Genomic DNA, 24,064 nt, shown 5'->3' on the forward strand with positions numbered 1-24,064 from the left:
TGAGGTGAGCGGCCCGGAGGACCTCACCGTCGCGCCTGGGCGGTCAAGGGTGCGTACCGTATGCCTCCGGGTCTACCAACTTGGCGGGTCGGCCACAGAGCTGCTCCAGTGGCGCATAAATCTTATGGGCGTCCCCCACCGCGACCACCGCTAGCCTGGCGATGGAGAGGTGACGCGCCAGCGCCGTTGAAACGGTATCCCGGTCCTGAGCCGCCAAGGCGAGTAGGTGTTGACCGGCCTCGTCGTCCGGGAGCCCTCCGGCGGCCGTCCGTGCCAGTTTCGCTGCGATTTGCCCAGTCGTCTCGAACCGCGTGTACGCCCCCCGGACCAGCTTGTCCACCGAGGTCTGACATTCGTCCTGCCGCACCCCCTCCTCGGCCGTCCGGGACAGCTCGGCAAGAATGTCGGCAACCGCATCCACACTCCTGGCTCTCGCTACAGATCCCCTGATGAAGAGCAATCCGGCCTGTGGGAGTGGCTCGGCCGCGGCGCTGAATCCGTAGCTGTACGCCTTGCGCTCCCGCAGCTTCATGTTCAGCCTGGAGTCGAGGCCGCCGCCCAGCACGTGGGCCGCGACTTTGAGGGCCGCCCACTCCGGATGTCGAGGATCCGGCAGCAGGTGACCGAGCGCGAGTTCGGTCTGCGGCGCATCGGGCCGATGGACGATGGTGAGGCCTGGCTCTCCCGCTGCCCGCGGCGGATTCAAGCGGCGGTAGGGAAGCGCCGGAGCGTGCCACCTGCCCAGCCGGTCGGCGAGCACTCGCCCGAGCCGATCGGAGGGCATTTCACAGGCGATCACGCTCGTCGCGTTGTCGGGCCCGTAAAAACGGCGGCGGAAGTCCTCCACAGCCGCCACGTCAATCCGGGCGAGGGTTTCCGAACTGCCGCCGATCCGCCGCGCGGCACGCTCTCCGGGGTCGAACAGCGCGGCGTAGAGCTCGGCTTTGGCTCTGCGTCGCGGATCGATGCCTTCTCGCCGCACCACTTCACATTGCGTACGCACGAGCGGCTCGACATTTCCGGCGTTCACCCTGGATCCGGACAGCGCCTCGAAGAGCACGTCCAGCGCGCCGTGCAGTCGTCCAGCGGGCACGCTCATGACGATCCTGGTCGATGCGAGGCCGGCCGATACGCCCAGAGTCGCACCCAGTCGCTCGACTCGACTCCCCCACTCACCGGCGCCATCCTCGATAAGGGATTGAGCAGCGATCTGCGCGAGCCCGTCGTATCCTTCGGGTTCCTGACTGGCTCCGACATGAATAACCAGGTGGAAGGCGGCCAACCGTCTGCCAGGGGTATGGCAGCTGAGCACGGGCAGCCCGTTGCTCAGCACGCTCCTGCACACTTGAGGAAAAGCCCAGCGCAAGGGGGTGGGCCGAGCGTCGAGGCCATGGCCGGGAGTCACCCAGAGCCTTCCATGTAGGTCAGCACGGCGCTGGGGCCGGGCTGGAAGTGCAGCGCGGCCGCGGACCTGATCCCCGACCCGTCCACCTGGCTCCGCCACTCCATTGCTTCAAAAGCGCGAACCGGATCGTCCAGTGCCAGCAGGTCACCGGCGATCTCGCCGGCCAGCCCGGCCAGCGTCTGGGTGCGTTCGAGGAACTCCCGCTCCGCCTGGGCCACCGCGCACTCCATTTCGGAGTCGGTCGGATCGGAGCTGGCCAGCAGGTCGAACTCTTCAAACAGAACCGACTCGATGGCTTCCAGAGAGGAACCCTCCATTCCGATGATCGACAGCAGTGCTGCGGACGGGCTGTCAAAGAACCGCTTGACCGTCAAGTCGACCTTCGCCGCCAGGCGGGCTTCCTGGACGAGTCTCCTGCGTATCCTGCCGCTCCTTCCCAAGCCGAGGATGTCGACCGCCGCGGCGGCTGACTCCAGTTCCGGGCCGCCGGCCGGGGGCAACCGGAAGAGAGCGAAGAGCGCCGGACCTGCGGTCTCTTCCCTGATCTCCAGCCTCTTCCTCTCATCTCCGCCGAGTTGGCAAAGATCGGAAGAGTTCGGTGGAGCGGGGCCGGGGCGGGCCGGCACAGGACCGAAGTATCGCTCGACCAGGCCAAACACCCGCTCCGGTTCTGCATCGCCCACGAGGCTCAGTATGGCGTTGCCGGGGGTGTAGTAGGTTAAGAAGAACTCGCGGCAATGTTCCAACGTCAGCGCCGCTATGTCGCCGGGCGAGCCGATGGGTAGATGCCGATAGGGGTGCCCCAGCCCGAAGAGGTGTTCGAGCGCCGTGCCGTACGGAACGTTGTCGTAGCGTTGCAGTCGCTCATTCATCACGACTTCACGCTGGATTTCCAGGCGGCCGGGGTCGAGTGCCTCCGGCAAGGTGGCCATCCTGTCGGCTTCGAGCCGGAGCGCCAGGGCGAGCTGATCACTAGGCAGCGTCGCATAGTAACTCGTCCACTCAAAAGATGTGGCCGCGTTGAACCGCGCGCCCGCCCCTGTCATCAGCGAGGCGTACTCACCCGGGGCCGTATTGGCGGAGCCCTGAAACATCAGGTGCTCAAGCAGGTGGGCTAGGCCCGTACGGCCGAAGACCTCATGTCCGGAGCCCACCCGGTAACGAAGGTGGGTGGCCACCAACGGGACGAGGTGATCTTCGGTGAACACGACTCGTAGCCCGTTGGCCAGCGTGCTCCGGTGGACGGAGGGCTTCATGCGAAGCGACGGCCCTCGTCCCGGCGGTACGCCCAGGTGGCCAGGGCACCGGAGAGCAGGATCCAGACCACGAGCATGATCATTGATGTGACACTCACCTTGAAGTCGCCCACCGCACGCCACATCAGTTCGACCGCTCCCCGAGTCGGCAGGAAGGGGGCGATGACTTCGACGAAACCGGGCGACTGTCCGGGCGCGGCCAACAGCCCGCCGCCGAAGGCCAGAGGAAAGAAGACGATCTGAGCTGTCGCCAGAGCCGCCTTACTGGGCAGGGCGTAGCCGATGGCCAGCCCCATGAGGGTGAACGGCACGGCCACCAAGACGAGGGTGCCGATGGCGGCCAGCAACCGGAACGTCGTGATGGTCGCCTCGGTGGCGATCGCGGCGACCGCGACCACCGGGATCAGCGACATCACCATGAACACCACACTGTTGAGGATGCGGCCGGCGAACTTCGGACCCGAGCCCGCGGGCAGGGTGCGCGTGAAGGGGTCCCACGGCTGGGCTCGGTCCTCGGCGACGCCGACGCCGTAGCTGAACAGGCAGTTCATCATGACCGAGAAGGTCACCATCGAAGCGGTCGCGTACGTGGAGGCGACCGGATCGTGCCCCGCGAAAGGAACGACGAAGAAAATCATCGCAGCCGTGGGGAAGAAGACGGCGCTGATGACGGCGATCGGCACCCGGATGGTCTCAATGAATTGATATTTGGCATGAACCAGGGAGAGTTGCATGGCGAAACCTGCTCTCGTGGGGGATGTGGGGGCAGTGCTCGGCCGTTGCCGTAGCCGTTCGGCGAGCCCGAGAATCGGATTCCTGTCGGAGCGGTCAGTCCGATGACGCGGTCACGGGGTCGTTCGTCTGAGCGGTGAGGGAGAGGAAAGCCTCCTCGAGCGAGGTTGCCCGAATCTCCAAGCTCTGGAAGGCGACGCCGCTCACTACCAGATCACGTACGAGTTGGTCGGCGTCTGTGGTGAGCAGGTGGGTGCGGTCGCCCTCGCGTTCCACACTCATCACGCCGTGCAGCGGCGGCACCTCGGCGATGCACAGGCTCACCCGCCGGACGCCGGTCAGGGAACGGACCGCCTCCACCGTGTCGTCGCTGAGGACGCTGCCGCCGCTCAAGACGACGACCCGCTCCGCCAGTGCCTCGATCTCCTCCAGGTAGTGGCTGGTGAGAACGACCGTGCCGCCTTCGGCATGGAAGGTACGGATGCCCTGCCAGAGTGCATGGCGAGCCTCGACATCCAGACCGGTGGTGGGCTCGTCGAGGAAGACCAGACGGGGACGTCCGACGAATGCCAACGCAACGGCTAGGCGTCGCTTCTCACCACCCGAGAGTCCCCCGGTCTGGCGGTGCGCCAGCGTGGTGAGGCCGAATCTGTCGAGCAACTCATCGCGGTCGACAGGGTCCGTGAAGTGGGCGGCCACGAAGTCGACGCACTCGCGGACCTTGAGGGTGGGCGGCAGGCCGGTCTCCTGTGGGGTCACACCGATGTGGCGACGGGCCTGCGGCTCGCGCGGGTTCCGTCCGAAGATCTCGACCGTGCCGGAGGTTGGGCGGCGGAGACCGACCAGAAGGTTGATCAGGGTGCTCTTGCCGGCGCCGTTGGGCCCGAGCAGGCCGACGATCTCACCGGCGCTGACCTGTAAGGAGACGTCTTCGAGGGCGAAGGTATCGCCGTAACGCCGACTGACCCGGTCGGCCATGGCCACGACGTCGGTCATGTGGAATCCCTTGCCTTTCTCTGGGTGTTGGTGTGACCCGCATCTAGGAGCCGCTGCAACGCGGTGACGTACTGCTCGAAGGCCAGGCGGCCGCGCATGGTCAGCCGGACGAAGGTCACCGGGGTGCGGCCCTGGAAGGTTTTGGTGATCTCCACATACTCAGCCTCGTCGAGCTTGCGCAGGTGGACGGAGAGATTTCCGGCGGACATGCTCAGCAGATCCTTCAGCCAGGGGAATGTGACGCGATCGTCTTCGCCCAGCACGGACAGGGCCGTGACCACGCGCAGCCGCGCCTGCGCGTGGATCACCGGGTCCAGCTCCTCACCAAGCGGGGAGTCAGTGCCCATCGCGCGTCATCCGACTTCTGATTTCCAAGACCACCCCGAAGACGATCAGGCCACCGCCGCCCGCGAGAGCCACGACGAGAGAATGCCAGCCTGGGCCCGCCCACACCCCGGCCATGTCGCTGACTATCAACCAGCCGCCGAAGACGAACACCCGCCAGTCCGTCCAGACGGCGGCGCCCGCGAGGTAGAGAATGCCGACTGCGGCGGTGATCAGCGCCGTCCAGGCCAGCTCTTGGTGCGAATAGGGGAGGAACCGGGCGAGGCTACCGGTAATCGCCGCCACGCCCGTCATACCCAGCATCCATGCCAGTCCGTACATGAGCCCCTGCTCCGAGGAGCGCCCGCTGAGTCCCCGGTTGCCCCGATAGACGCCGAGAACATTGATCAGTAGCGCGATCGCCATGACCCCGAAGAGGATCACCCGGGGCAGGAACTCCGGCATGTCGACGAACACCCGTCCGTCCGGGCCGTTTCGCAAAAACATCGCGCCGAGCCCGAGAAGCCAAGCCAGCCCCCAGGGCACGTACAGGAGCAGGGGGCTGCCGCCCAGTTTGCGCCGGGCCTCCGCCCGGCCCTGAGAGATGAGACGCAACGTCTCCTGCGGGCTTAAGGGCGGGGATTTTTCGGCTTGCATGCGACCACCACACCAAGCTTTAAATTGAGACCAGTTTACAAACTAAACTGGTTGGAGGACTAAGTCAATGCTAGTGGGAACGAGGTAGGTGCTGTGAACTCACCATCCGAGGACCTGAAAGAGAAGGCGGCGCACCGGATCGCGGCCAATGCCGACGAGTTGGTCGCGCTCAGCCACCGCATCCACGCCCACCCTGAGACCGCCTTCTCCGAACAGCGTGCCGCCCGCTGGTGCGCTGAACTACTACAGGCAGTGGGGATTGAGGTGCAGAGCGGCATCTGCGACATGCCCACCGCCTTCTCGGCGACGGCGGGCACTGGGCCGTTCACAATCGCCCTCTGTTGCGAGTATGACGCACTGCCCGGCCTCGGACACGCGTGCGGCCATAACATCATCGCCGCTGCCGGCGTGGGCGCGGCTATCGGCCTGCACGACCTGACCGCAGAGCTCGGAATTCGGCTGAAGGTCCTCGGAACGCCCGCCGAAGAGAGCGGGGGCGGCAAGGTTCTGCTGCTGGAGCGGGGTGCCTTCGCCGACGTGGACATCGCGATGATGATCCATCCCGCGGCCATCGACTCGGCGGCCTTCCGATCCTTCGCCCGGACCACTATCAAGGTGGAGTACCGGGGGCGGGCCGCCCACGCGGCAGCGGCACCCCACCTGGGACGGAACGCCGCCGACGCGATGACCGTCGCCCAGGTGGCGATAGGACTGCTCCGTCAGCAACTTCCCGACGGATGCCGCGTGCATGGGATAGCAGAAGAGGCGGGCAACGCCTACAACATCATTCCCTCCTATGCCGCCGGTCGGTTCGGCGTACGGGCGCGCACTGTAGAGGGCATGCGATACGTGCGCGCTCGAGTAGAGGAGTGCCTGCGTGCCGGGGCTCTGGCCGCCGGCTGCGAGTTCACGATCTCCACCCCTGAGCCGGACTACTTGGATTTCCGGGCCGACGACGAGTTGGCCTCGCTGTTCGAGGCCAACGCCCGCTCGCTGGGTCGCAACCCTATCCGGATCATCCCGGCTGCTTCGACGGATATGGGCAACATCTCCCAGGTACTACCTTCGCTGCACGCGACGCTCGCAGTGGGTCCCGGAGATGCCCACCCACACCAGCCGGCCTTCGCCACCCACTGCGCGTCCGACAGCGCCGATCGGGCCGTCCTGGACGGAGCAACGGCTCTCGCATGGACCGCGATCGATATGGCCCGGCTCCGGCTGGGCCGGCTGCGCTCGGCGGACCTGGCCGGTACATCGACGACTCCCGTGGTTTGAGCGGGTGTCAGCGATCTGCCAGCCGATTGCCAGCGATTCGCCAGGCATCCACCGACAGAGCCGCTAGCGACGGTTGCGATCCTCAGAGCACCGACACCAGGTGTCGCGACCTCAAGGAGGACGAAAGGCATGAACAACGTCGAATCCCCGCTCCTGCGGGACGAGCTGAGTGCCCTGGAGGCCGAGACCTTCGAGATCCAGGACTACGGAGATGGAGTCGCCGAGGAGCTCGGTGGCTCAACCAGCACCAGCAGCACGAGCTGCTGCAGCAGCTGCACCAGCACCGGCAGCACCTCCTGCACCGGCTGATGGCGCCGGGCACTGAGCGAAAGGAAGACCCGCAATGCAGGTGAGCCACATAGGGCTCCCCACACTCCTGCGGGACGAGCTGGGTGTCCTGGAGGCCGAGACCTTCGAGATCCAGGACTACGAGGACGGAATGACCGAGGAACTCGGTGCCTCGACCAGCACCAGCAGCACGAGCTGCTGCAGCAGCTGCACCAGCTGCAGCAGCACCTCCTGCTGCGGCTGATGGCCCCGGCACTGAGCGAAAGGAAGACCCACGATGAAGCAGGTGAGCGACTTGGGGCTCCCCACACTCCTCCATGGTGACCTCGAGCTTCTCGAGGCCGAGACCTTCGAGATCCAGGACTACGAGGACGGAATGACCGAGGAACTCGGTGGCTCGACCAGCACCAGCAGCTCGAGCTGCTGCAGCAGTTGCTGTAGCTGCACGAGCAGCTCGTCCAGCTGCGCCTGACATCAGGCGGCCAGCCCGTCGTGCCCTGATCTGCGGCACAACGGCACTCTCAAGAACCTGATCATGAGCCCGTACGGAAAGCCGCGACGCCACCCGGAGACACGCCATCGGCTGCAGCAGCGCGGCGCGGGTGGCAACGGCAGCGGCGCGGGTTCACGATCAGGCTCTATAGCTCTATAGCACGTCGGCCGAGGCGTAAGCGGCGCCTGTGAATTCTTCACAGGCCAGCTCCCCAGCGTACTGGTGAAGCAACCGGGGCATCCAAAAGCTGTTGGGCGCGGTACTGCCCAGCAGTCCGGCGTCCAGCAGTTCTTCCAAGAGCGGTTCGACCTCCCGGCGGGCCATCCCGGTGAACCGCGCCACCTCCTCAAGCGTGAACTCCGGGCTCTTCACCTTCACCCCGATCAACCGGAACAGGTTCCGCCCGTCGCTGCTCAGGGAGGCGTATGAGCCCGCGAAGGAGCGACGCATGGAGATCGATCCTCGTCGCCCCACCGCCAGCCGCATGAGGGGATCGGCGGCCAGCCAGGCGACGAAGTCGGCCAGACTGTGGCCTGGCCAGTCGGCCAGCTTGGCGGCCGCGATGCGCAGCGCCAAGGGCAGGTGGCCGCAGAGTTCGGCCAGCCGCCAGGCGGCGTGCTGCTCCTCGCCGGAGATCAGCTCTCGGCCGAGGATGGTGGCGAGCAGTTCCAGCGAGCTGTCCGATGGTAGGGGTGGCAGCTCAAACGAGCGGACTCCCGCCCAGGCGGTCAACTCCAGGAGCCTTCGCCGACTGGTGGCGATGAAGGCGGCGTCGGGGCATCCGGTGAGGAGCGGCTGCACCTGCTCGGCATCCACGACGTCGTCGACCAGGATCAGAACGCCTCGCCCCCAGGTGGCGGCCCTGAGCGCGGACTGGCGGGCGATCTCGCCCTGCGGGATCTGCGCCGGATCCACCCCGGCCCGCTCCAGCAGCTCGGCGAGGACGTCAGCGGCTTGTCGCGGAGCGCCATCGGAATCCCTGAGGCGGACATACCATTGGCCGCCGGAGAAGAACCGGCTCACCTCATACGCCAGCCGCAGCGCGACGGCGGATTTCCCGACACCGGGCACACCCCGGATGATGGTGATCGTGGTGCCCGGCCGGTCCGAGTCTCGGATGACGTTGTCGGCGATCGTATCGATCAGTTTGCCCCGCCCTATCAGGTAGGGCGCGTCCGGCGGCAGTTGGCACGAGCCGGTCAACGGGGTCGAGGCCGCGGTTGGCATGAGCGCAATGGGCGCGGCGGCCCGGCCAGCGGGGGGATGTTCTCCCTTCAGCACGGCCAACTCCATGCGCTGGAGGCCGGGCCCGGGATCAACGCCCAGCTCATCGCGGAGAGTCTCCTTAATCCGCCGGTACTCCTCCAACGCCTCGACTTGACGACCGGAGCCGTAAAGCGCCTCCATGAGCTGCTCCCAGAACCGCTCGCGGTGTGGGTGGGCAGCGGTAAGGGCGCGCAACTCCGCCACCGCCGAGCGATACCGTCCAGCTTGGAGCTCAAGGTCCATCCGGCGTTCGGTGATTTCCAGCAACTGCTCGGTCAGGCGGGGAACCTCCTCACGGTGCAGCACCTCTGAGGGAATGTTGACCAGAGGCGGGCCATGCCACAGAGCAAGCGCCTCGTCCAGGTAACGCGCCTCCTCGACGGCGTTGCTCCTCTGTCGGCGGGCACGAGCGATGAGCTGGCGCAACCGCAGCAGGTCGAGGTTCTCCACGGAGGCGTCTATGCGGTACCCCCCGGGGAGCGTCCGGATCGGACAGTTGCCGATGCCCTGATTCTGCAGGAACCGGCGCAGCCTCATGACGTATGTCTGCAGGGTGGCGTGCGCACTACGCGGCACCGAATCCCCCCACACGGTCTTGAGCAGGCGGTCGACCGAGACGAACTCGTTGGCGTGCAGCAAGAGTGTCGCAAGCACGACGCTAGGTTTTGTCGCGGGCAGGACGGTGACCCGTGACCTCATGGTGATCTCAGCGGAGCCTAAGAGTCTAAACTGAATGCTCATCGCCCTTCCCTTCTCGCCGACAACGCCAAAGTATTCAATTACTCCAAGAAGTTGGAAATACAAACTTAACAGGGGTCAACAAGGGTCGACAAGGATTGCTTTTCAGCGAGAACTTTCAGCGCAACAACGAGGTCACATTCGGCAAGCCACTAACCACGGAAGGTGATATCTCCTGAAGTCGGCCAGCACCGTCTAGTGCACCAGAGCCGCTATCAACGCCACCAAAACGAGCTCAGGTTGGCGGCATGATCAAGGTCACTCAGAAGGAACTCCACCCATCGGAAACCGCGACCTCCTTGCAAACCGATCGGCGAATCCGTCATCTCGAAAGTCAGCATATTCTCGGCATTTCAGATCGGAGATGGCGACCGCATCAGTCACCATCGCCTTGACCGCGTTTCCCACCGCCGGGCGCCGACCTGGTGATGTGGACCGCGCCCCAGACCGCAAGTCCCCTGACCCGTACCACCGGACTGTCCTGCACCCCTGAGACGTCCTCGTCGTCCCCGTAGAAGGCACCGAGGAGGCCGACGCCCTCGAGTTGGACGGTCACATGCGCCGGAACAACGATCTCGATCCCGCCCATCAGCGCGAAACAGGTGATCACTGATTCCGCCTCGGTGAACCGGGCGTCGCGCAGGTCAAGCTCGGCCCGGCCCCAGAACGCGGCGCTTGTGTGCCGATGGGGCAGCACCCACCCGCCTTTGCGCCAACTCCCAGAGAAGATCGCCAAGGAGAAACGGGAACCGGGCCGCCCCCCGATCCTTGAGTCGCGCCGCTCTCCTGTGAAGAGCGGCGAGCCATCCTCCACCAGGTCCTTCAGCGCACCGGCCAGTTCGCCGCGAGTACGAGCACGAAGCACCGCTTCATGCCGCTCCTCCAGTTCCTCGAGGGCTAGCCGACCGTCCGCCGCGGCCTCGTTGAGAATGCTGAGGGCGAGTTCGCGATTGGCTGTGGAAATGCGCAACCTCGCGCGGGTGGTGGGGAGGTCGTGCTCGTCGGTCATTCTCACCCTCCTGACCTCAGCGGCTGCGCGCCCCAAACGCCAGGAGCGCCCCGACAGCCAAGCCCATGGCGACGATGGCGGCGGCCGCCTCTCCCCCAGTGAACAATGAAAGACCGTACCAGGACAGGGCAATCAGAAGGACGCCCAAGGCCAGGGCGGCGATAATCGAGGCCACGCCATACGCGAAGTACAGCACGGCGACGGACCGTGGATATTCCGGCGTCCGCCCACCACGCCGCAAGCGAGCGGCGAGAAGTCGCAGGCTGTCTCCCCGCAGATCGTCCATGCCCAGCGCATGATTGAGCATGGAATAGCCGTCGAACTGGAAGAACGGCACCAGGTTGACGAGAGCGGCGGCGCTACCGAAAACCAACAGCGCCGCGGTCAACTGACGGGTGCCGCTGCCTGGCTCGGCCGTCAACCAGACCGGGGCCACCGGCAGGAGCAGCAGCAGGGAGACAGCGGCACCGGCCGCAGCGGTATATACGCGATATCGACGCTTGGGGAAGAGCATCATGTCGTGGACCCTGCAGTAAGGCGCTAGGAACGGGAGTCGCCACATGATGCCGATCTCGCTCGCCGTACCGCCGAAGCGGATGCAGGTGAGGCCGTGCGCCATCTCATGGACGCCAAGGCTCAGCCAGAGGAAGAGCGCGACGACCAGCATCATCCACGGATCACGCCACACCGTGACCGCCTCGTCCCAAAGCGTGCGGATCTGGACCGCGATTCCCGCCTCCAAGATCACAACCGCGAGCAGCGCGGGAACGACGAACCAGGCGGAGTAAGTCCAGCCCAGGAAACCGAGCATGGTCCGCATGAACCGGTCAGGGTTGATCAGCGGTAGCCGTCCCCTCAGCAGGCTGCGCGGCGGCCCGGGCACGTCCGGTGGCGCCGACGTCTCCTCAGGGCCACCGGTGAGCAGGCCGCGGCGGCCCAGCGTGGCCAGGATCTGCCCCCACCTTTCCTCGTTCAGCCTTCGCTGAAAGACGCCGGCATACTCATCGCCGATCTGGGCCAACGTCGCCTGGCCGGTCAGGCGGACCATGATGAAGCCCTCCCGGGCGCCCACCTGGAAATAGTGGCCGGAGCGCTGATCTTTCACATAATGAACCAGAGCAGCGCCTTTGCGAACCGTCGATCCGATCACCACCTCCGGCCTCAGCCGGGGCCTGCTCTCCAGGAGCGCTGCGGGGCTCACGCGGACTGCCCGACGACCGGCACGTAATCGCGCCCTGTCGCTCGGCAGAGCATATAGGAGAGATAAGACTCATCCACCAGGCTGGCACCGAGCCGGTTGTTGGTCATGTGCATGTACGGCGAGAGCAGGATCCGCAAGGCCACTTCCGGATCGGTGATGGGCTCGTAGCCGACCACACCCCGGCCGTGGAACTGGCGCCGTCCGGAGACATCCCGGACCGGGAAGAGCAGTTTGCCCGATTCGGCGTACTCCACGACCTTGGCTCGTAAATCCGCGCAGTGCTGAGCCCAAGCGCGCCCGAAGGTGGTGAGTCGGTTCAGCTCGGCGGAGGTCACCGCCTGATGGATCTCGCCGAAACGGCGCCGCAGGTCTGGGAGACTTTCGCGAAGGTTGCTCTCATATTGAGCGTCGCGTTGTTCATTGCCCAGTTTGAACCAGTCGTGCCAGAAGTGATGGTAATCGTCCATAAATGCGGCGATCTCGTCCTGCTCGCGGAGGAAGGTGGCCGACATAATCATCATGAGCTGGGTGGCCAGGCCGAGCATGACCGTTCTCAGGTGCACATTGGTGGTCTCCACCAGCTCAAGCACCAGATCGCTGGAATGCTCGAAATGCCACTCGGCCAGCGCCACCCCTTCCTCACCACCGTACTTTCGATACTCCGGCTCATAGGCGAAGTAGTGGTAGGAGTTGTTGAGCCGAAACGGCATCTTTCCGCTTTCGCCGTAGCGGGCGATCCGCTCCTCCTCGCTGTATTCCAAGCGGAACATCTCATCGTAGAACTCCCCCATGGACTCGGCGTCCATTTCGTACAGCGCGGGCCTGCGCTTCAGAAACGCCTCGATCGCCTCCTCCGTCGAGCGGCGGACCTCGTCGGTCAGCTCGGGCCGAGCCGGCTTCAGACGGAGCCGTACGTGCGGACCTTCCAGCCAGTAGTTGATGAAAAAGTACCGGGCCAGCAGTCCGCGATCGCGCAGGTCCCGGACGAGCGGGGCTACGCACTCGGTGAGCAGCGGCTTGGAGTCGCTGCTGTAGAAGATATGGACGGCCTGCCACTCGCCGGCCTTCTGGGAAATTGACTCCAAAATCATCGCGAATTCTACTCCTTCTAACCGCGCAGGGGGCGATTTGTCCGGGTGATCTCGATGGTCTGCTCGGTTACATACCTGCCGTCCACGCCCCGTAGCCAGAGCTGATCAATGTCGGGCAGCATCTCCTGCATGACGACCCGCCGCCCGGCCAGACGGACGAGCTGGTCGAGGAGGCAGAGAGAGAAGTAGCTGTCGAAGTCGACGTACTGCGGTTTGATCGACCGCATGCCGCCCTGGTCGGCGTCCGGCTCCTCGGAGGTACGCGGATTGTCGGTTTGCACAAAGACCCGGGCAGGGATTCCGTTCGCGTGCCGCCAACGCTGCCAGGCGAGAAACCACTCGGCATCACTTGACGCCGCCGCTCTGTTCGGCAGATGGTCCGGATGCGTCTTCCAGGTATCGCGGACGAGCACCAGGTTGCGGTAACGAACTCGAGGGTGGCCGCCTATGGTCTTGTCCTCCAGCGGGTGGTCCACGCCGCTCCACAGGTCCAGCGCGGCCATCGAGGTGTGCGAGAAGAGCAGCAGCGCTCGCTGCACTTCCGGTAGCGCCATCGGCATCAGGAACCCCAGGTAGACCGGGATGACCTCAACATCCAAGTCACGGTGGCGCAGCAGAACCCGGTCGGTCGCCTCATCATGAACGATGATCAGATCGCTCACCGGAATCTGCGCCGTCGCCGGCCTGGTGCTGTTCTCTCCAGGACAGACCAGCTCGTACGGTGTGACCGGAGGGTGCAGGTTGAGGTTGGTGGTGTCGTAGCCACCGGTCAGCTCCGCGAAGACGGCGCCCTCCGGCTGGAGACCTGCCAGCATGTCGCGAAGCTGGGCGGCGAGTCCAGCGGTCCTCGCCTCATCACCGGCGGCCTCTTCGAAGCAGTGAGTGAAACGGGAGAAGAGTAGGGTCAACGCGCTGTAGGAGCGGTTGAACACGCCCAGCGGCGCCCCGTCCACGTTGGCCACTTGGAGGAAGAAGCTACGCGGGTCGAAAACCAGCCCGGAGGCGGGAAGCCGTTCGGCCACCGCGTCGAAGAAATCGTCGTCCAGTACCAGTTCCCGCGCGTCCGGCGGCAGCTCGGCATAGGCGATGCGCATACGCCGCTGCAACTCGCTTCGGGCCTCGTCGAGTGCGGTGATCTCGGGGAGGCGGAGCCAGTTCTCCTGAGGGAGGTAGTCACCGTTCTCGTCGAACGCCTGGCGGCGCTGGGCAGCCTTCAAGAGTTGGCCGTAGAAGTCACGGTGGAACTCATGGATGAAACGGAGAACATCGGAGCAGCATCCTCCCCTGCCGTATCGGGCGAGGAAGAATCCCTTCAGCGAGAGCCGGTGCGGCAACATCATGTCGAAGAGCGGCAGAATGCGGCTGACCCCTCTGAGCGCAGGCACCAGTTCCCGATGCCACATTTCCTCATCTGCGACGACCCGCAGATCAGGCAGGCACACGTCTTCATAGACGAGAGTGCGGGAAGTGGTGACTTCGGTCTCGCCCAGGTCGTGCTGAGCCTCCGTCAGCTCGCTGCGGATGGCCTCCACCAGGCGACGGCGACCGGGTGGGTCGGCACTGCGGAACTCGTGGAGATGACCACGGATGAGATCGAGTCGATCCGCCAGCTCGTCGGACCACTCCCGTCCCAGCTGCGCGACCTGTTCACGGAAGCCGGTCAGCGGATCGGCGCTGTGAATGTCGACCTGGAGCGCCGGAATCGTCAGCAGGCTGAGGCGGAGCAGACGGCTCAGATACGCTTCGACCTCGGCTCGGTCCCGCCCCAGCGGGTCCTGCTGGTGGAGTCGCTCGGCCAACTCGCCGAGCCGGATGCGCGGTTCATTCTCCAAAATCTCCAGGACCTCTTTGAGCACCGTCCCACGGGACAGGAAGAACAGGCTCTCCTCCAGGGAGTCGAAGGTCATCGCGGCGTCCGCGTCACCGGTGTGGCGGGTACGGCGGACATAGCGGACCCGGTTGCTGTCCGCGCTCCACCCGGTCGTGACCTCCACCGGCAGATCTCGGCGGAGGTCGGCGTTGCCAGAGATGACGTCGGCGAGGCGGGCCAGGGCCGCGACGTTCAACCGGGGGTGGCTACGCCCCAGCCCCCCGATCCGGCCCTCCACCACGAGCGCCGAGCCATCGCCACCCGGTCCGAAACGGCCCAGCGCCACCGTGGTCATGCTGCTGAACGGGCTGGTCTTGCAGGCGGTGCGGTAGACGTACTCGAGCAGCGATCGCTCGATCCGACGAGCCCTCTTTCCCAGCGGGCCCGCCGGAGCCTCCAGGTAGGTCGGCAGGTAGCGATCCAACGAGGGGGAGGCCAGCATCAAACCGTGACGGAGTCTGGGGTCGAGGGCCAGCGCCCGCAGGTGCTCTTGTCCGGCCGAGATCTCCCCCTGCAGGAGATCCTCGCCTTCCCGCTCCAACAGGCTGTACTGCTCGCGCAGGTCCAGCCACTGAGCCACCTTTGCGCGACCGGACGGCCCCAGTCCGGCAGTCAGTCTCCGTGCTCTGGCCAGGTCCCGCGGGAGGCGCCGATTGAACACGTCACGTCGTAAGGCGACCAGATCGTGGCGCAGCCGATCCTCAGTCGCATCGCCCACCGCCGCCTCCAGCACATCGGTAGCGGGCGACTTAAGGTGGTCGAGACTGGTTTCCAGGGTCAGCATCCGATCGGCCCAGGCAATCGTGGCAGTAGCCCGCAATGCGTCCACAGCCCCCACCGGCAGGCCGGCCACTCTGAGCATGAACAGATCCGACAGGATCCACTTCTCAGCCACGTTCGGCGCCATGCTCTGTAGCATTGAGTGCTCCTTAAATCGTGAACGAATTCAGCCGATCCGACAGTCGAAATTCGCACCATCGCGCCGTTCATTGCCGATCATCAGGATCAGGAGCGGCCATTCGCCGGTTCCGGCGGTCCCGAGTTCCTCGGCGTAGGAGACGTTGTCGAAGCCGAGCGCGGCGCCGCAGCCCACACCGAGCGCGGCGCACGCGGTGTAAGCAACCTGAGCCACGGCACCCACCTCGGCGTTGACGTAGCGATAGCCGCGTGGGCCGACGGCCGACATGACCGCCTCCGGCCGGGCCATGACGACCAAGACGGCCGCAGCCTGTTCGAGGTTGTAGTTCTTGAGGAAGTAGTTGGTCTGGAGGAACCGCCCGTAGGCGCCGGAAGAAATCGCATGAAGCCGACGGGTCTCGGGGTCGTAGTCGTAACTGCCCTGCGGCAGGTTCTCGACGTGGTTGGCGAAGACGCAAAGCCTGGTCAGTGCAGGGGTGCCATCAGGAAGTTTGATGTTGGAAGGGAATTGGCCACCGACCGAAGCCGCGTTCAGCACGGCGGTGAGCGAGTCCAACGGAACTGGCCGGTGGCTGCTGAAACGGCCGAAGCTGCTGCGCCGAGCCCGCAGCGCGTCGGGAACGCTCATCGCGAGCGGCGCCGGCTCGGGCAGAGTAACTCCGGCAGTTCTGCCCCGGTCCGGGATGGAAGCCGCGCCGACGGCCAGCTCCTGAGGCTTGGGTCGTGGGGCAGAGCCGGCCTCCACCGTGGCCAGGTGAACGTTCTCAACCTGCTGAAAGCGAATGACCTTGCGCGAGCGTTCCTGCTCGACGAGCCGCACACTGGGCGTGGCGAACCCTGAGGCGGCCGACCGGGGTGCCTGATCGGACCAGGGCAAGGGGACAACGGCGAAGACGCTCTCGGCGTGGGTCTGCAGGCCGAGCAACTCGTTGAGGGCGGGCTCATCGAAGGCGAGGGCGGGACGCAGCGCCAGGCCGTGCGCCTTGGACCACATGTTCCAGGTGCCCAGAAGAGTGCCCACATCCATGGTGACCGCGTGGTAGGCGAAGCTGTTGTACTTGAACGCGTTCTTCCAGAATTTGATGCTGACCAGCAGAAACTGGTCGGTCTCAGCCGCCTGCGGGTCGTCGAGTGCGGCACGAACCTGCCCCACCGCGTCCCCAGCCAGCAGCCGCTGCATCTCATGATGGGAGGTCGAGTAGTAATAGACGCCGGGCAGCATCGGGCCGCTCCCGCCGGTTACCCAGTAGATCTCGGCCGGGTAGAGGCCGCCACCGGACGCGGTCCCCCGCCACAGCACGGAGGTGCGGTAGTGGGAGAGGGTGTCCAAGTCGTGATTCGACTGAACCCCGAGTCGCCGCCCCAGCAGTCCGTAAGAGTCCCGGAGCATGTCACCCAGCAGGCCCAGGGTGAACCGTTCGTCCCCAGCATCGGTCCGAAGCGCATCCTCCAGGCTTGCCGCCTCCCGGGCTGCCGAATCGCTGCGCAGCGGAAAACGAGGGGCCCCCGCATAGACCTTGTGCCGCCGGGGCTTGTCTCCCCAATCCGGTTCGAAGTCCAGCGGCTCCATGGGGATACGTCGACGGTGCACGATCGCGGTGAGGTACTCCTGGACGCTCATGGTCACACCTTCCTCAGCAGTCAGGGGAACGGGTGGGGGACGTAGTTGAGTTCGGCCGCCTCAAGCGGCCTGTCGCGCCGACCACCCCTGTGGAGAGCCGTGCGGGTGCGCGGCATGTGCAACGCCCGTTGCCGCTCCCATCCGAAGTCGATGGGGACCAGCCCGGGAGCGATCACGCATGCGGTGTGCACGCCCAGTTCAAGCTGCTCGGGCGAGGTCTGATCCACGACGATCACATCGATACCGGCGGAGGCGACCTGGTCCACGCAGAACCTCAGGTCCTCGGAAAGGTCCGGTCCGGACGGGCGCAGTCGGTGCCAGTCCTGGTAGACCTCCTGCAGCGGGCGGACCCGGCGGGGGCCGCCGAGGAGAAAGTCCGCGTGATCGGCCATCTCGTGCAGGCCGAACAGGCGGGGGTGGTCGGCCAATCTGGAAACCCGCCGGAAGTCGTCGGCCATCGCCTTCAGCTCGTCTGTCTCGGCAGCCGAGTATGCGGGGAAGCTGGGCACGGTGTGCGCGATCTCCCGAAGCGCCGATGCGACGGCGTCCTCCGGGTCGAAACCGGCACCGGCCGCGAAGCACAGACGTCCTGGGCCGCCTACTCGCCGCATCCCGACAACGGTGACGACGGGGATCGGGAAGTCCACCCGGGTGTCGAAAATGCGTACGTCATAGCCGCTCAGCGAGATCCGGTCCATCAGCATGCGGGTCTGGATCCGCTGGCAGCTATCCGGATCAATCTCAGGAAGGCGGCTGCCGCCGTACCAGGAGATGAGGAAGGCATCTCTTTCGATGAGTTCCAGCAAGCCGTGGAAGACCGCCTCTCCCAGACAGCTCCCCGCAGCGCAGCCGTTGGAGCACTCCTGAACGAATTTGGCCGGATCACTGGGAAGGTGGTAGTAAGCGAGCTGTTCGGGGACCAGGATGGGGCGCCGGTCGCGAAGGGAGTAGCCCCACACCCACGGAATCGTCAGGTCCTCATGGAATGAGGTGTAGTAGCGAGCGTTGCGCTCATAGAACGAGTCGGCGTACAGGCCGCATTCACGAGGGTCCATGGCCCGGTCACGCAGGTCGGCGTGGGTGCCGTGGACGACCGTCTGCTTGCGGCGCGGCCGCAGACCAGCATGCCGCTCCAGGGCCTCCATGATGCCGAGCACCTCGCTCTCGGCGAAGCTGTCGGCATGGCCGCCCCAGAAGGAGTCGTGCACGTAGCCGTCGCCGCGGACCGCGAAGTGGCCGATGGCGGCAGCGGTGGTGGTGCTGGCCAGACGGTGCGACAATCGTGCGCCGAGCGGGCCGCAGAGTGGGTTGACATAGGTGTCCACGGGCAGCCGATAGTCGGTGGCGGAGCGCAGCCGGAAGGCGTCGGGGCCGAGCTTGGTTATGGGAGCGAGCTCAATGACTGCGTTGTCCGGCCTGTCCGGCTCGGGCTCTGCGCATGCGGGGCACTCTGAGTCCGCGACGAGGGGGTAGCGGCGAACCGCATTGGCGCTCAGGCCGACCTGATAGACGTGCGGACGTCCAGCCGCGTCGCGGGGGCGTTCCTCGACCAGATACTCGGCGACGTCGCCGATGAGCGCCAGTGCGAAGGCGGTCAGGTACGGGTTCCCGTCCACGGTCTGGAAGCCGGGGCCGGTCTCCAGGATGTTCCGTTCGTCCTGAGCCTGGATGGCCTGCCAGCGACGGACCAGACACAGGTGACAGGGGCGGGATCGTCGTCCGTCCAGGCGAGCCGGCGTGTCGATCGGGCCGACGATGGCCGAGTCGTCCCGCAGGTGGATCGCGAGAACTTCGCCGCTCCCGCCAAGGCGCTCTCCGGGCAGATCTGCCAGGGCCGGTCCCAGCATGTCGGTGAGCCCCAGCCGGCCGAGATGGACGGTGATCCCAGGCCAGCCCGCGGTAGCCAGTCGGGTCTGCACATACTCGGCCAGGCCGGTTTCCAAAGACGTGTCGACGTTTTTCACGAGATCCAGCGCTGCCGGGCCAGAAGTACCCGGACGGTCACGATGCCGCCGTTGCGGCCCAGATCTGGTGGGGTAGTCTGAACCAGCAACGGATCGAGTTCGTCAGCGGCCAGATCCTTCAGCACCTCCGCCATGTCACCATTCGGCGGTTCGACCGCGCTCTCTTCGGTGCGAACGGCGAAAGCATCGAAGGTGGCCATCAGCGGGTCTCCGAAGTCCAACTCCTCATCGAGCCCCAGTTCGCGCCGTAACTGCGCTCTCGCGACCAGATCACGCAATGCGATCTTGGCCGCCGCCTCCTCGCGCACGCCGGTTCCGATGGCCCACCACTCCTCGCCTGTCGCAGAACTGGTGGCCCTGGCCAGGACGGTTCGAGCCGTATGTGCCGGGGCGAGGGACAACAGCTCTACCGACAGTTCCATGTTGCGCACAGTCCGCAGCAGGAACTCCATCTCCGACCCGTGCTCTGGCGGGTCCAGCACCGCCGTCCCCGCCGCCCGCCCCGCGACAACCTCGCGCATCGCCGCGTATCCCAGGGCGGACAGCAGACCCCGCGCGGCCGCCTGAGCGAGGGTGGCACCCGCCCCGTCCCCTGCGGCGGAAGGCTCGAAGACCAGGTCGGTGTTGTGCCGAGAGAAGGGGTGAACCGCGGCAGCCGGCACAAGGTGAGCCCGCCCGGTGAGCAGGGAGACGGCCTGGACCCACGGCTCAATCCCCTTCGGGTCCAGATGCATGCCGCTGGCGGTCAACAGCCGATGGTGACCCACGGGGGCGAGGCCTTCCGCAGCCAGTTCCAGCCCAGAGGAGGCCCGCGCGTCGGATACATGGCCGATCCGGCCCGCGTAGACGAGGGCCGCTTGATGAGCGGCACGGACGCGGGCGCGCGGCAGGTGGTAGAGATCTGCGGCTGCGATCACGCGCTGCCTGGCTACGGCATCCGGGACTCCCACCCGCAGGCGACTCAGCTTCAGCGGAGACTGGTCTATGGCAAGGTCCTCGAAGGACGAGAAGACACCCGCGTTCGGGCCGACCAGCGGGAGGACCCGGTCCAGTTCCTCGCGGAGCGCGTCGGTGTCTGCATCCAAGCCGGGCTCCACCGCTGCGTCCTCCTCCGGCTCGGTGAGTTCCAGCGGTCGGGGGATGTCCGGCGCGATGTCGTCATGGACGCAAACGGGGCAGCGAGGGTGCGGTAGGAGCGGCTCGGTGACGGTTTCCAGGGTGTTCAGGTCTTGGATGATGAGTGCGCCGTCGGTCTCGGGAGTGGCCGCGCCGGTAAGCAGACGGAACGTTTCATAACCCAGCATATTTCCGATCATGGAGGCGACGGGCGCGCTTACGTGGGCATTCGCCCCGTACCCTCCCGGCAGCCCGGCATCACGCCACATCGCCGCCACCAGCGCCGGATCCAAGTTGGCGTCCAGCCGAAGCATCGCGCATCCCCAGCAGGGTGAGCCGGCGCGGGCTAGCGGACCGAGCACCGCGTGCCGGCCGACAACGGCGGCGGACAGCAGCGCGGGTCCGTCCGGGCCGCGCAGCGCACTGAGCCGCAACAGCTCGGCGGGACCGCAGTCGCCTGCGGCGGCAATGATCACGTCGTAGCCGGTGAGTCCGTCCAGCTTCACCGAGTCCACCTGCACGGCGTTCACCTGCACGCCGCAGCCCGCCGACGTCAGCGCCTCAGCCTCCTCCAGCAGCGCCGGGTGGGCCGAACCGCCGACCACGTCGACCCGGGCCGAGCCATTGCGGACCAGGCTGAGCGCCGCAGCCAGTGCCACCGGGCCACCGCCGCACACGAGGATCCGGGCGGTGCGGAAAGCCGCAAAGCGTCTGGCCGCGTCGTCGGTGTAGTGGTCGACGTAGTTGATCTGTGAGGCGAACCGCTCCCGTACGGCCTCGCTTAACTCGTCGGAACCCGACGGCTGGGCATCGCGAGCGAAGCCGCGTTCCAAGAGCGCACGGACGAACCCGCTGACCATCTTCTGCTGCGGCTCGCTCAAGCCACCGCTGAGCTCGGCGACCGTATGCTCTCCGGTCAGATAGGGGATCAACATTGTGGCGAGACGGTAGGCTGAGCTCCCCTTGACGAAGAAACCTCCATCTCCATCCCGCAGCAGCACGCCGCCGCCCGTGTCGGCGAAAAGCACGTCGTGTCTGATCCTGGGGCGGACCTTGGAGAGGTCAGTGTCCAACGTCTCCGACTGTTCCGCCCTTTCCGTCATGATGTGCATAGCTCGTCCTTCTCATCATGCGTTGACGGCCTGCCGCGGCCCGTGGAACTCACCCTCACAAAGGCCGCCGACAGGTCGGTATCAATTGCCTGACTCTCCGCTAGGAGCACCTTGCAATCGAGTAGGAGGGTCGGGTGGTTCGACCCTCCTCTCACACCACCGGACATGCGGGCCCGCATCCGGCGGTTCGTCAAGCCGTGGTTCTGAGCCTGCAGCCAGGTGTTCTGTAGCCCAGCAGGCCAAGATCGTCCCAGTGGGCGCTGGGCAAAGCACGATGGAGGACGACCAACCCGGCGATCCGCCAGTACCCCTTGCTGCTGCCCGCCCACTCCCGCGCGGTGCGGTCAGGGACGCCCAGTAGACGCAGGTTCCGGCGTTTGGCCGAGTAGCGTTTCCATTCCTTCCAGCGAATCTGCCGCATCCTGCGACGTAGCCATTCATCCAGATCACGGAGCCTGCTTCCCAGGTCCGCGAGGCGGAAGTAGGCCATTCACCCCGTGATGAAAGTGTGGAGCGTGCCGATCCGGCAGGACATCGGCACGCTCCACCTCCGACTGGTCAACTCCCGGATCCGATCCTTCGGCTGGATGATCGACACAGGACTTCGCAGGGATCAGGGGAAGGGATGTGGCACATAGTGCAGGTCGGAATCGAGCAGGTCCCGCCCGATCCAGCCAGCCCGGCGAAAGGCCGTACGCATCCTCGGCAGGGTCAGAACCCGCTGCTTGCTCCAGCCGAAGTCGATTGGGATGAGCCCCGGCACGATCACCGAGACCGTCCGCAGGCCGAGAGTACGCTGCTCCGGGCAGGTCTGGTCCACGATGATCAAGTCATGACCGGCCTCCGTGATGAGGTCGCGGCAGTAGCGCAGGTCGTCCATGAAGTCATGGGTGCGAGGCCGCTCCTGCTCCCATTCCCGGTACAGGTCAGCCATCTCGATCTTCGGCCGGTCCAGCAGCAGGAAGTCGGCATGCCGCGCCATCTCCGGGAGCCCGAACAGCGTCGCGTGGTCATTGATGTCGCCAACTTTCGAAAAATCCTTCGCCATCGTTCGCAGCTCGGGCAGCCGATCGGCCACGCGCTTGGGCAGCGCGGGGACGTAGGAGGCGATCTCGCAGAGCGCAGCGCGTACAGCGGCCTCCGGATCCAGGCTCGATCCGGCGGCGAAGCACAGCCTGCCCAGGCCGCCGTCCCGCCGCACGGCCACTCCACTCACTACCGGTATCGGAGAATCCACGCGGTTATCGAAAAGGCGCGTATCGTAGCCCCACAGGCGGAGCCGGTCGATCATAAATCGGGTTTCGGAGTCAACGCAGCTGTCCAAATCAATCTCGGGCAGACATGCCTTGCCGTACCAAGCCAGCAGGAAGGCATCTCGCTCCAGCAGCTCGAGCAACCCGAAGAGGACTGCCTCCTCAAGACAACTCCCGCTTGCGCAGCCGTTCGAGCACTCGTAGACGAAGCTATCCTCGCCGCCGTGCTTGCCCATGTAGTAAGCGATTCGCTCGGGCACCAGAATCGGCCGTTCATCACGCAGCGAGTACCCCCACACCCATGGAATCGCCCGCTCCTCGTCAAACTCCCGAAGTCCCGGCTCGTTACGGTAGACCTCCTCTCTGTACATCCCGCACTCGCGTGGGTCGAGGGCATTGTCCCGCAGTTGGGCGTAACTGCCGAAGACAGGCTCCACATTCCCTCGCCGCTGCCCTCCGGCGTATCGTTCCAGCCCCTCCAGTACGCCCAGCCGACTGCTAGCTTCATAGGAGTCGGCGTGGCCACCCCAGGAGACGTCAAAGAGCGCGGCGGAGATGCGCAGCGTCATGTTGCCGTTGACCGGAGCGGTGGTCGGGCAGGACAGATCGGGGCGGGCCATGCTTCCCAGCGCACCGCATACCGGGTTGGCCAACGCCGCCATCGGCAGATCCAACTCTTCGACGGAGCGAATACGGTACCGCCCCGGCGATTTCTTGACGCGGGAGACGAACTCTATAACCGGGGCCGCCGAACCGTCGGCGGGCGCCGGTCCGCAGACCCGGCAAGAGGGATCGGCCAGCAGGGCGTAACGCTGCGCTTGCAGGCTATCCAGCGAGAGCTCATAGACTTCGCCGATTCCTGGGGGCGACGACCCGGCCTGCCTTCCGGCAGCCCTTCTGGCGAGCTGCGAGAACAGGGCCCATATTGCGTCCAGCGTGAACTGTGTCAGGAAAGGGGTCCGGGCGGCGGTCCGTACCTCCCTGTCGCCCTCCAGAATCTCCCGCTCGGCCTTCCCGCGAAGCTTCTGCCAGCGCAAGGCCACGCACCAGTGGCAGGGACTTCCGACCTCGCGGGGAGTGGGCCCCAGCATCACCGATCTGGGCGTGAGGTAGATCGGGGTTCCGGAAACCGACGGTGACGGCTGGATGTCGAGCAGATCACGGAAGCCGAGCAGCTCGACTCGGGGCGGCTCAATACGGGGCATGGCCGCCGAGGTATAGGCGGCCAGGCGGCTGGCCAGGTACTTCTCGATGTCCTCGCAGGCACGCTCGGCCGGCAGCACAACCGTCGATGATTTCATTACCCTCGTCTCTCACACTAAAGTCCGGATCATGGCCATGCTCAGGCCGAGACCTGGTCATCGGTTTACTGTTCTGCCGCAGCTACTGGTGCAGCCTTGAGCATGGCAATTCCCGCTAGCAGCATCGCCTCCGGTTGCTAGCAAACCGCTAGCAACGACCTGGGAGGGGCGCGGATCA

General features: G+C 65.7%; 20 protein-coding genes. 4 read left to right on the plus strand and 16 right to left on the minus strand.

Annotation, left to right across the window (positions count from 1 at the left end; all coding sequences use genetic code 11):
• Nucleotides 1-43 precede the first annotated feature (43 nt).
• From ACQP1K_RS22685 to ACQP1K_RS22710, 6 genes are all read right to left on the minus strand, one after another.
• Nucleotides 44-1,333: a M16 family metallopeptidase gene (locus ACQP1K_RS22685; protein WP_433497711.1), complete on the minus strand. Its 1,290-nt coding sequence runs from the start codon at nucleotides 1,331-1,333 to the stop codon at nucleotides 44-46.
• Nucleotides 1,334-1,401: 68 nt separating this feature from the next.
• Complete coding sequence (locus tag ACQP1K_RS22690; RefSeq protein ID WP_433497712.1) at nucleotides 1,402-2,613, minus strand: M16 family metallopeptidase; 1,212 nt, start codon at nucleotides 2,611-2,613, stop codon at nucleotides 1,402-1,404.
• A 44-nt stretch (nucleotides 2,614-2,657) separates the two neighbouring features.
• A complete protein-coding gene (locus ACQP1K_RS22695; protein ID WP_433497713.1) occupies nucleotides 2,658-3,395 on the minus strand; it encodes an ABC transporter permease in 738 nt (245 codons plus the stop codon).
• Nucleotides 3,396-3,489: 94 nt separating this feature from the next.
• On the minus strand, nucleotides 3,490-4,389 hold the full coding sequence (locus ACQP1K_RS22700; RefSeq protein WP_433497714.1) for an ABC transporter ATP-binding protein: 900 nt from the start codon (nucleotides 4,387-4,389) through the stop codon (nucleotides 3,490-3,492).
• Nucleotides 4,386-4,697, minus strand: coding sequence for a winged helix-turn-helix domain-containing protein (locus tag ACQP1K_RS22705; RefSeq protein ID WP_433497715.1), 312 nt, complete (start codon nucleotides 4,695-4,697; stop codon nucleotides 4,386-4,388). The genes ACQP1K_RS22700 and ACQP1K_RS22705 overlap by 4 nt, the downstream gene beginning before the upstream one ends.
• Before the next feature lie 28 nt (nucleotides 4,698-4,725).
• On the minus strand, nucleotides 4,726-5,370 hold the full coding sequence (locus ACQP1K_RS22710; RefSeq protein WP_433497716.1) for a hypothetical protein: 645 nt from the start codon (nucleotides 5,368-5,370) through the stop codon (nucleotides 4,726-4,728).
• Nucleotides 5,371-5,463: 93 nt separating this feature from the next.
• Between ACQP1K_RS22710 and ACQP1K_RS22715 the strand changes: the two genes are divergently transcribed.
• The 4 genes from ACQP1K_RS22715 to ACQP1K_RS22730 all read left to right on the plus strand — a co-directional run bounded on the left by ACQP1K_RS22715 (nucleotide 5,464) and on the right by ACQP1K_RS22730 (nucleotide 7,405).
• Nucleotides 5,464-6,645 carry an amidohydrolase gene (locus ACQP1K_RS22715; RefSeq protein ID WP_433497717.1) on the plus strand — a complete coding sequence of 394 codons (1,182 nt, stop codon included), beginning with the start codon at nucleotides 5,464-5,466 and terminating at the stop codon, nucleotides 6,643-6,645.
• A 129-nt stretch (nucleotides 6,646-6,774) separates the two neighbouring features.
• On the plus strand, nucleotides 6,775-6,954 hold the full coding sequence (locus ACQP1K_RS22720) for a thiazolylpeptide-type bacteriocin (RefSeq protein WP_433497718.1): 180 nt from the start codon (nucleotides 6,775-6,777) through the stop codon (nucleotides 6,952-6,954).
• Nucleotides 6,955-7,084: 130 nt separating this feature from the next.
• Entirely contained in the window at nucleotides 7,085-7,177 is a 93-nt protein-coding gene (locus tag ACQP1K_RS22725; protein WP_433501620.1) for a hypothetical protein, read from the plus strand.
• A 33-nt stretch (nucleotides 7,178-7,210) separates the two neighbouring features.
• Entirely contained in the window at nucleotides 7,211-7,405 is a 195-nt protein-coding gene (locus ACQP1K_RS22730) for a thiazolylpeptide-type bacteriocin (protein ID WP_433497719.1), read from the plus strand.
• A 174-nt stretch (nucleotides 7,406-7,579) separates the two neighbouring features.
• Here the strand turns inward: ACQP1K_RS22730 and ACQP1K_RS22735 are convergent, their stop codons facing one another.
• The 10 genes from ACQP1K_RS22735 to ACQP1K_RS22780 form a co-directional block, all read right to left on the minus strand.
• The gene (locus tag ACQP1K_RS22735) at nucleotides 7,580-9,346 is read right to left on the minus strand and encodes a BTAD domain-containing putative transcriptional regulator (protein WP_433497720.1); all 1,767 of its coding nucleotides are present in this window, start codon (nucleotides 9,344-9,346) and stop codon (nucleotides 7,580-7,582) included.
• Nucleotides 9,347-9,806: 460 nt separating this feature from the next.
• On the minus strand, nucleotides 9,807-10,439 hold the full coding sequence (locus tag ACQP1K_RS22740; protein WP_433497721.1) for a DUF1707 SHOCT-like domain-containing protein: 633 nt from the start codon (nucleotides 10,437-10,439) through the stop codon (nucleotides 9,807-9,809).
• Nucleotides 10,440-10,455: 16 nt separating this feature from the next.
• Complete coding sequence (locus ACQP1K_RS22745) at nucleotides 10,456-11,592, minus strand: M50 family metallopeptidase (protein WP_433497722.1); 1,137 nt, start codon at nucleotides 11,590-11,592, stop codon at nucleotides 10,456-10,458.
• A gap of 44 nt (nucleotides 11,593-11,636) precedes the next feature.
• A complete protein-coding gene (locus ACQP1K_RS22750; protein WP_433497723.1) occupies nucleotides 11,637-12,731 on the minus strand; it encodes a lantibiotic dehydratase C-terminal domain-containing protein in 1,095 nt (364 codons plus the stop codon).
• A 17-nt stretch (nucleotides 12,732-12,748) separates the two neighbouring features.
• The gene (locus ACQP1K_RS22755; RefSeq protein ID WP_433501621.1) at nucleotides 12,749-15,463 is read right to left on the minus strand and encodes a lantibiotic dehydratase; all 2,715 of its coding nucleotides are present in this window, start codon (nucleotides 15,461-15,463) and stop codon (nucleotides 12,749-12,751) included.
• Nucleotides 15,464-15,547: 84 nt separating this feature from the next.
• Nucleotides 15,548-17,140: a SagB family peptide dehydrogenase gene (locus ACQP1K_RS22760; protein ID WP_433497724.1), complete on the minus strand. Its 1,593-nt coding sequence runs from the start codon at nucleotides 17,138-17,140 to the stop codon at nucleotides 15,548-15,550.
• A gap of 20 nt (nucleotides 17,141-17,160) precedes the next feature.
• On the minus strand, nucleotides 17,161-19,104 hold the full coding sequence (locus tag ACQP1K_RS22765; protein ID WP_433497725.1) for a TOMM precursor leader peptide-binding protein: 1,944 nt from the start codon (nucleotides 19,102-19,104) through the stop codon (nucleotides 17,161-17,163).
• Nucleotides 19,101-21,332, minus strand: coding sequence for a TOMM precursor leader peptide-binding protein (locus ACQP1K_RS22770; protein WP_433497726.1), 2,232 nt, complete (start codon nucleotides 21,330-21,332; stop codon nucleotides 19,101-19,103). The genes ACQP1K_RS22765 and ACQP1K_RS22770 overlap by 4 nt, the downstream gene beginning before the upstream one ends.
• Before the next feature lie 190 nt (nucleotides 21,333-21,522).
• Nucleotides 21,523-21,822: a group II intron maturase-specific domain-containing protein gene (locus ACQP1K_RS22775; RefSeq protein WP_433497727.1), complete on the minus strand. Its 300-nt coding sequence runs from the start codon at nucleotides 21,820-21,822 to the stop codon at nucleotides 21,523-21,525.
• Nucleotides 21,823-21,945: 123 nt separating this feature from the next.
• On the minus strand, nucleotides 21,946-23,886 hold the full coding sequence (locus ACQP1K_RS22780; RefSeq protein ID WP_433497728.1) for a TOMM precursor leader peptide-binding protein: 1,941 nt from the start codon (nucleotides 23,884-23,886) through the stop codon (nucleotides 21,946-21,948).
• Nucleotides 23,887-24,064 lie beyond the last annotated feature (178 nt).

It is taken from the genome of Sphaerimonospora sp. CA-214678 (assembly GCF_050942215.1).
Classification (GTDB): Bacteria; Actinomycetota; Actinomycetes; order Streptosporangiales; family Streptosporangiaceae; genus Sphaerimonospora.

Coding starts and splice junctions, on each gene's coding strand:
- ACQP1K_RS22725 (WP_433501620.1), top strand. CDS start 7,085: ATGACCGAGGAACTCGGTGCCTCGACCAGCACCAGCAGCACGAGCTGC.
- ACQP1K_RS22730 (WP_433497719.1), top strand. CDS start 7,211: ATGAAGCAGGTGAGCGACTTGGGGCTCCCCACACTCCTCCATGGTGAC.
- ACQP1K_RS22750 (WP_433497723.1), bottom strand. CDS start 12,731: ATGATTTTGGAGTCAATTTCCCAGAAGGCCGGCGAGTGGCAGGCCGTC.
- ACQP1K_RS22710 (WP_433497716.1), bottom strand. CDS start 5,370: ATGCAAGCCGAAAAATCCCCGCCCTTAAGCCCGCAGGAGACGTTGCGT.
- ACQP1K_RS22740 (WP_433497721.1), bottom strand. CDS start 10,439: ATGACCGACGAGCACGACCTCCCCACCACCCGCGCGAGGTTGCGCATT.
- ACQP1K_RS22775 (WP_433497727.1), bottom strand. CDS start 21,822: ATGGCCTACTTCCGCCTCGCGGACCTGGGAAGCAGGCTCCGTGATCTG.
- ACQP1K_RS22695 (WP_433497713.1), bottom strand. CDS start 3,395: ATGCAACTCTCCCTGGTTCATGCCAAATATCAATTCATTGAGACCATC.
- ACQP1K_RS22780 (WP_433497728.1), bottom strand. CDS start 23,886: ATGAAATCATCGACGGTTGTGCTGCCGGCCGAGCGTGCCTGCGAGGAC.
- ACQP1K_RS22755 (WP_433501621.1), bottom strand. CDS start 15,463: ATGCTCAGAGTGGCCGGCCTGCCGGTGGGGGCTGTGGACGCATTGCGG.
- ACQP1K_RS22760 (WP_433497724.1), bottom strand. CDS start 17,140: ATGAGCGTCCAGGAGTACCTCACCGCGATCGTGCACCGTCGACGTATC.
- ACQP1K_RS22770 (WP_433497726.1), bottom strand. CDS start 21,332: ATGCACATCATGACGGAAAGGGCGGAACAGTCGGAGACGTTGGACACT.
- ACQP1K_RS22700 (WP_433497714.1), bottom strand. CDS start 4,389: ATGACCGACGTCGTGGCCATGGCCGACCGGGTCAGTCGGCGTTACGGC.
- ACQP1K_RS22720 (WP_433497718.1), top strand. CDS start 6,775: ATGAACAACGTCGAATCCCCGCTCCTGCGGGACGAGCTGAGTGCCCTG.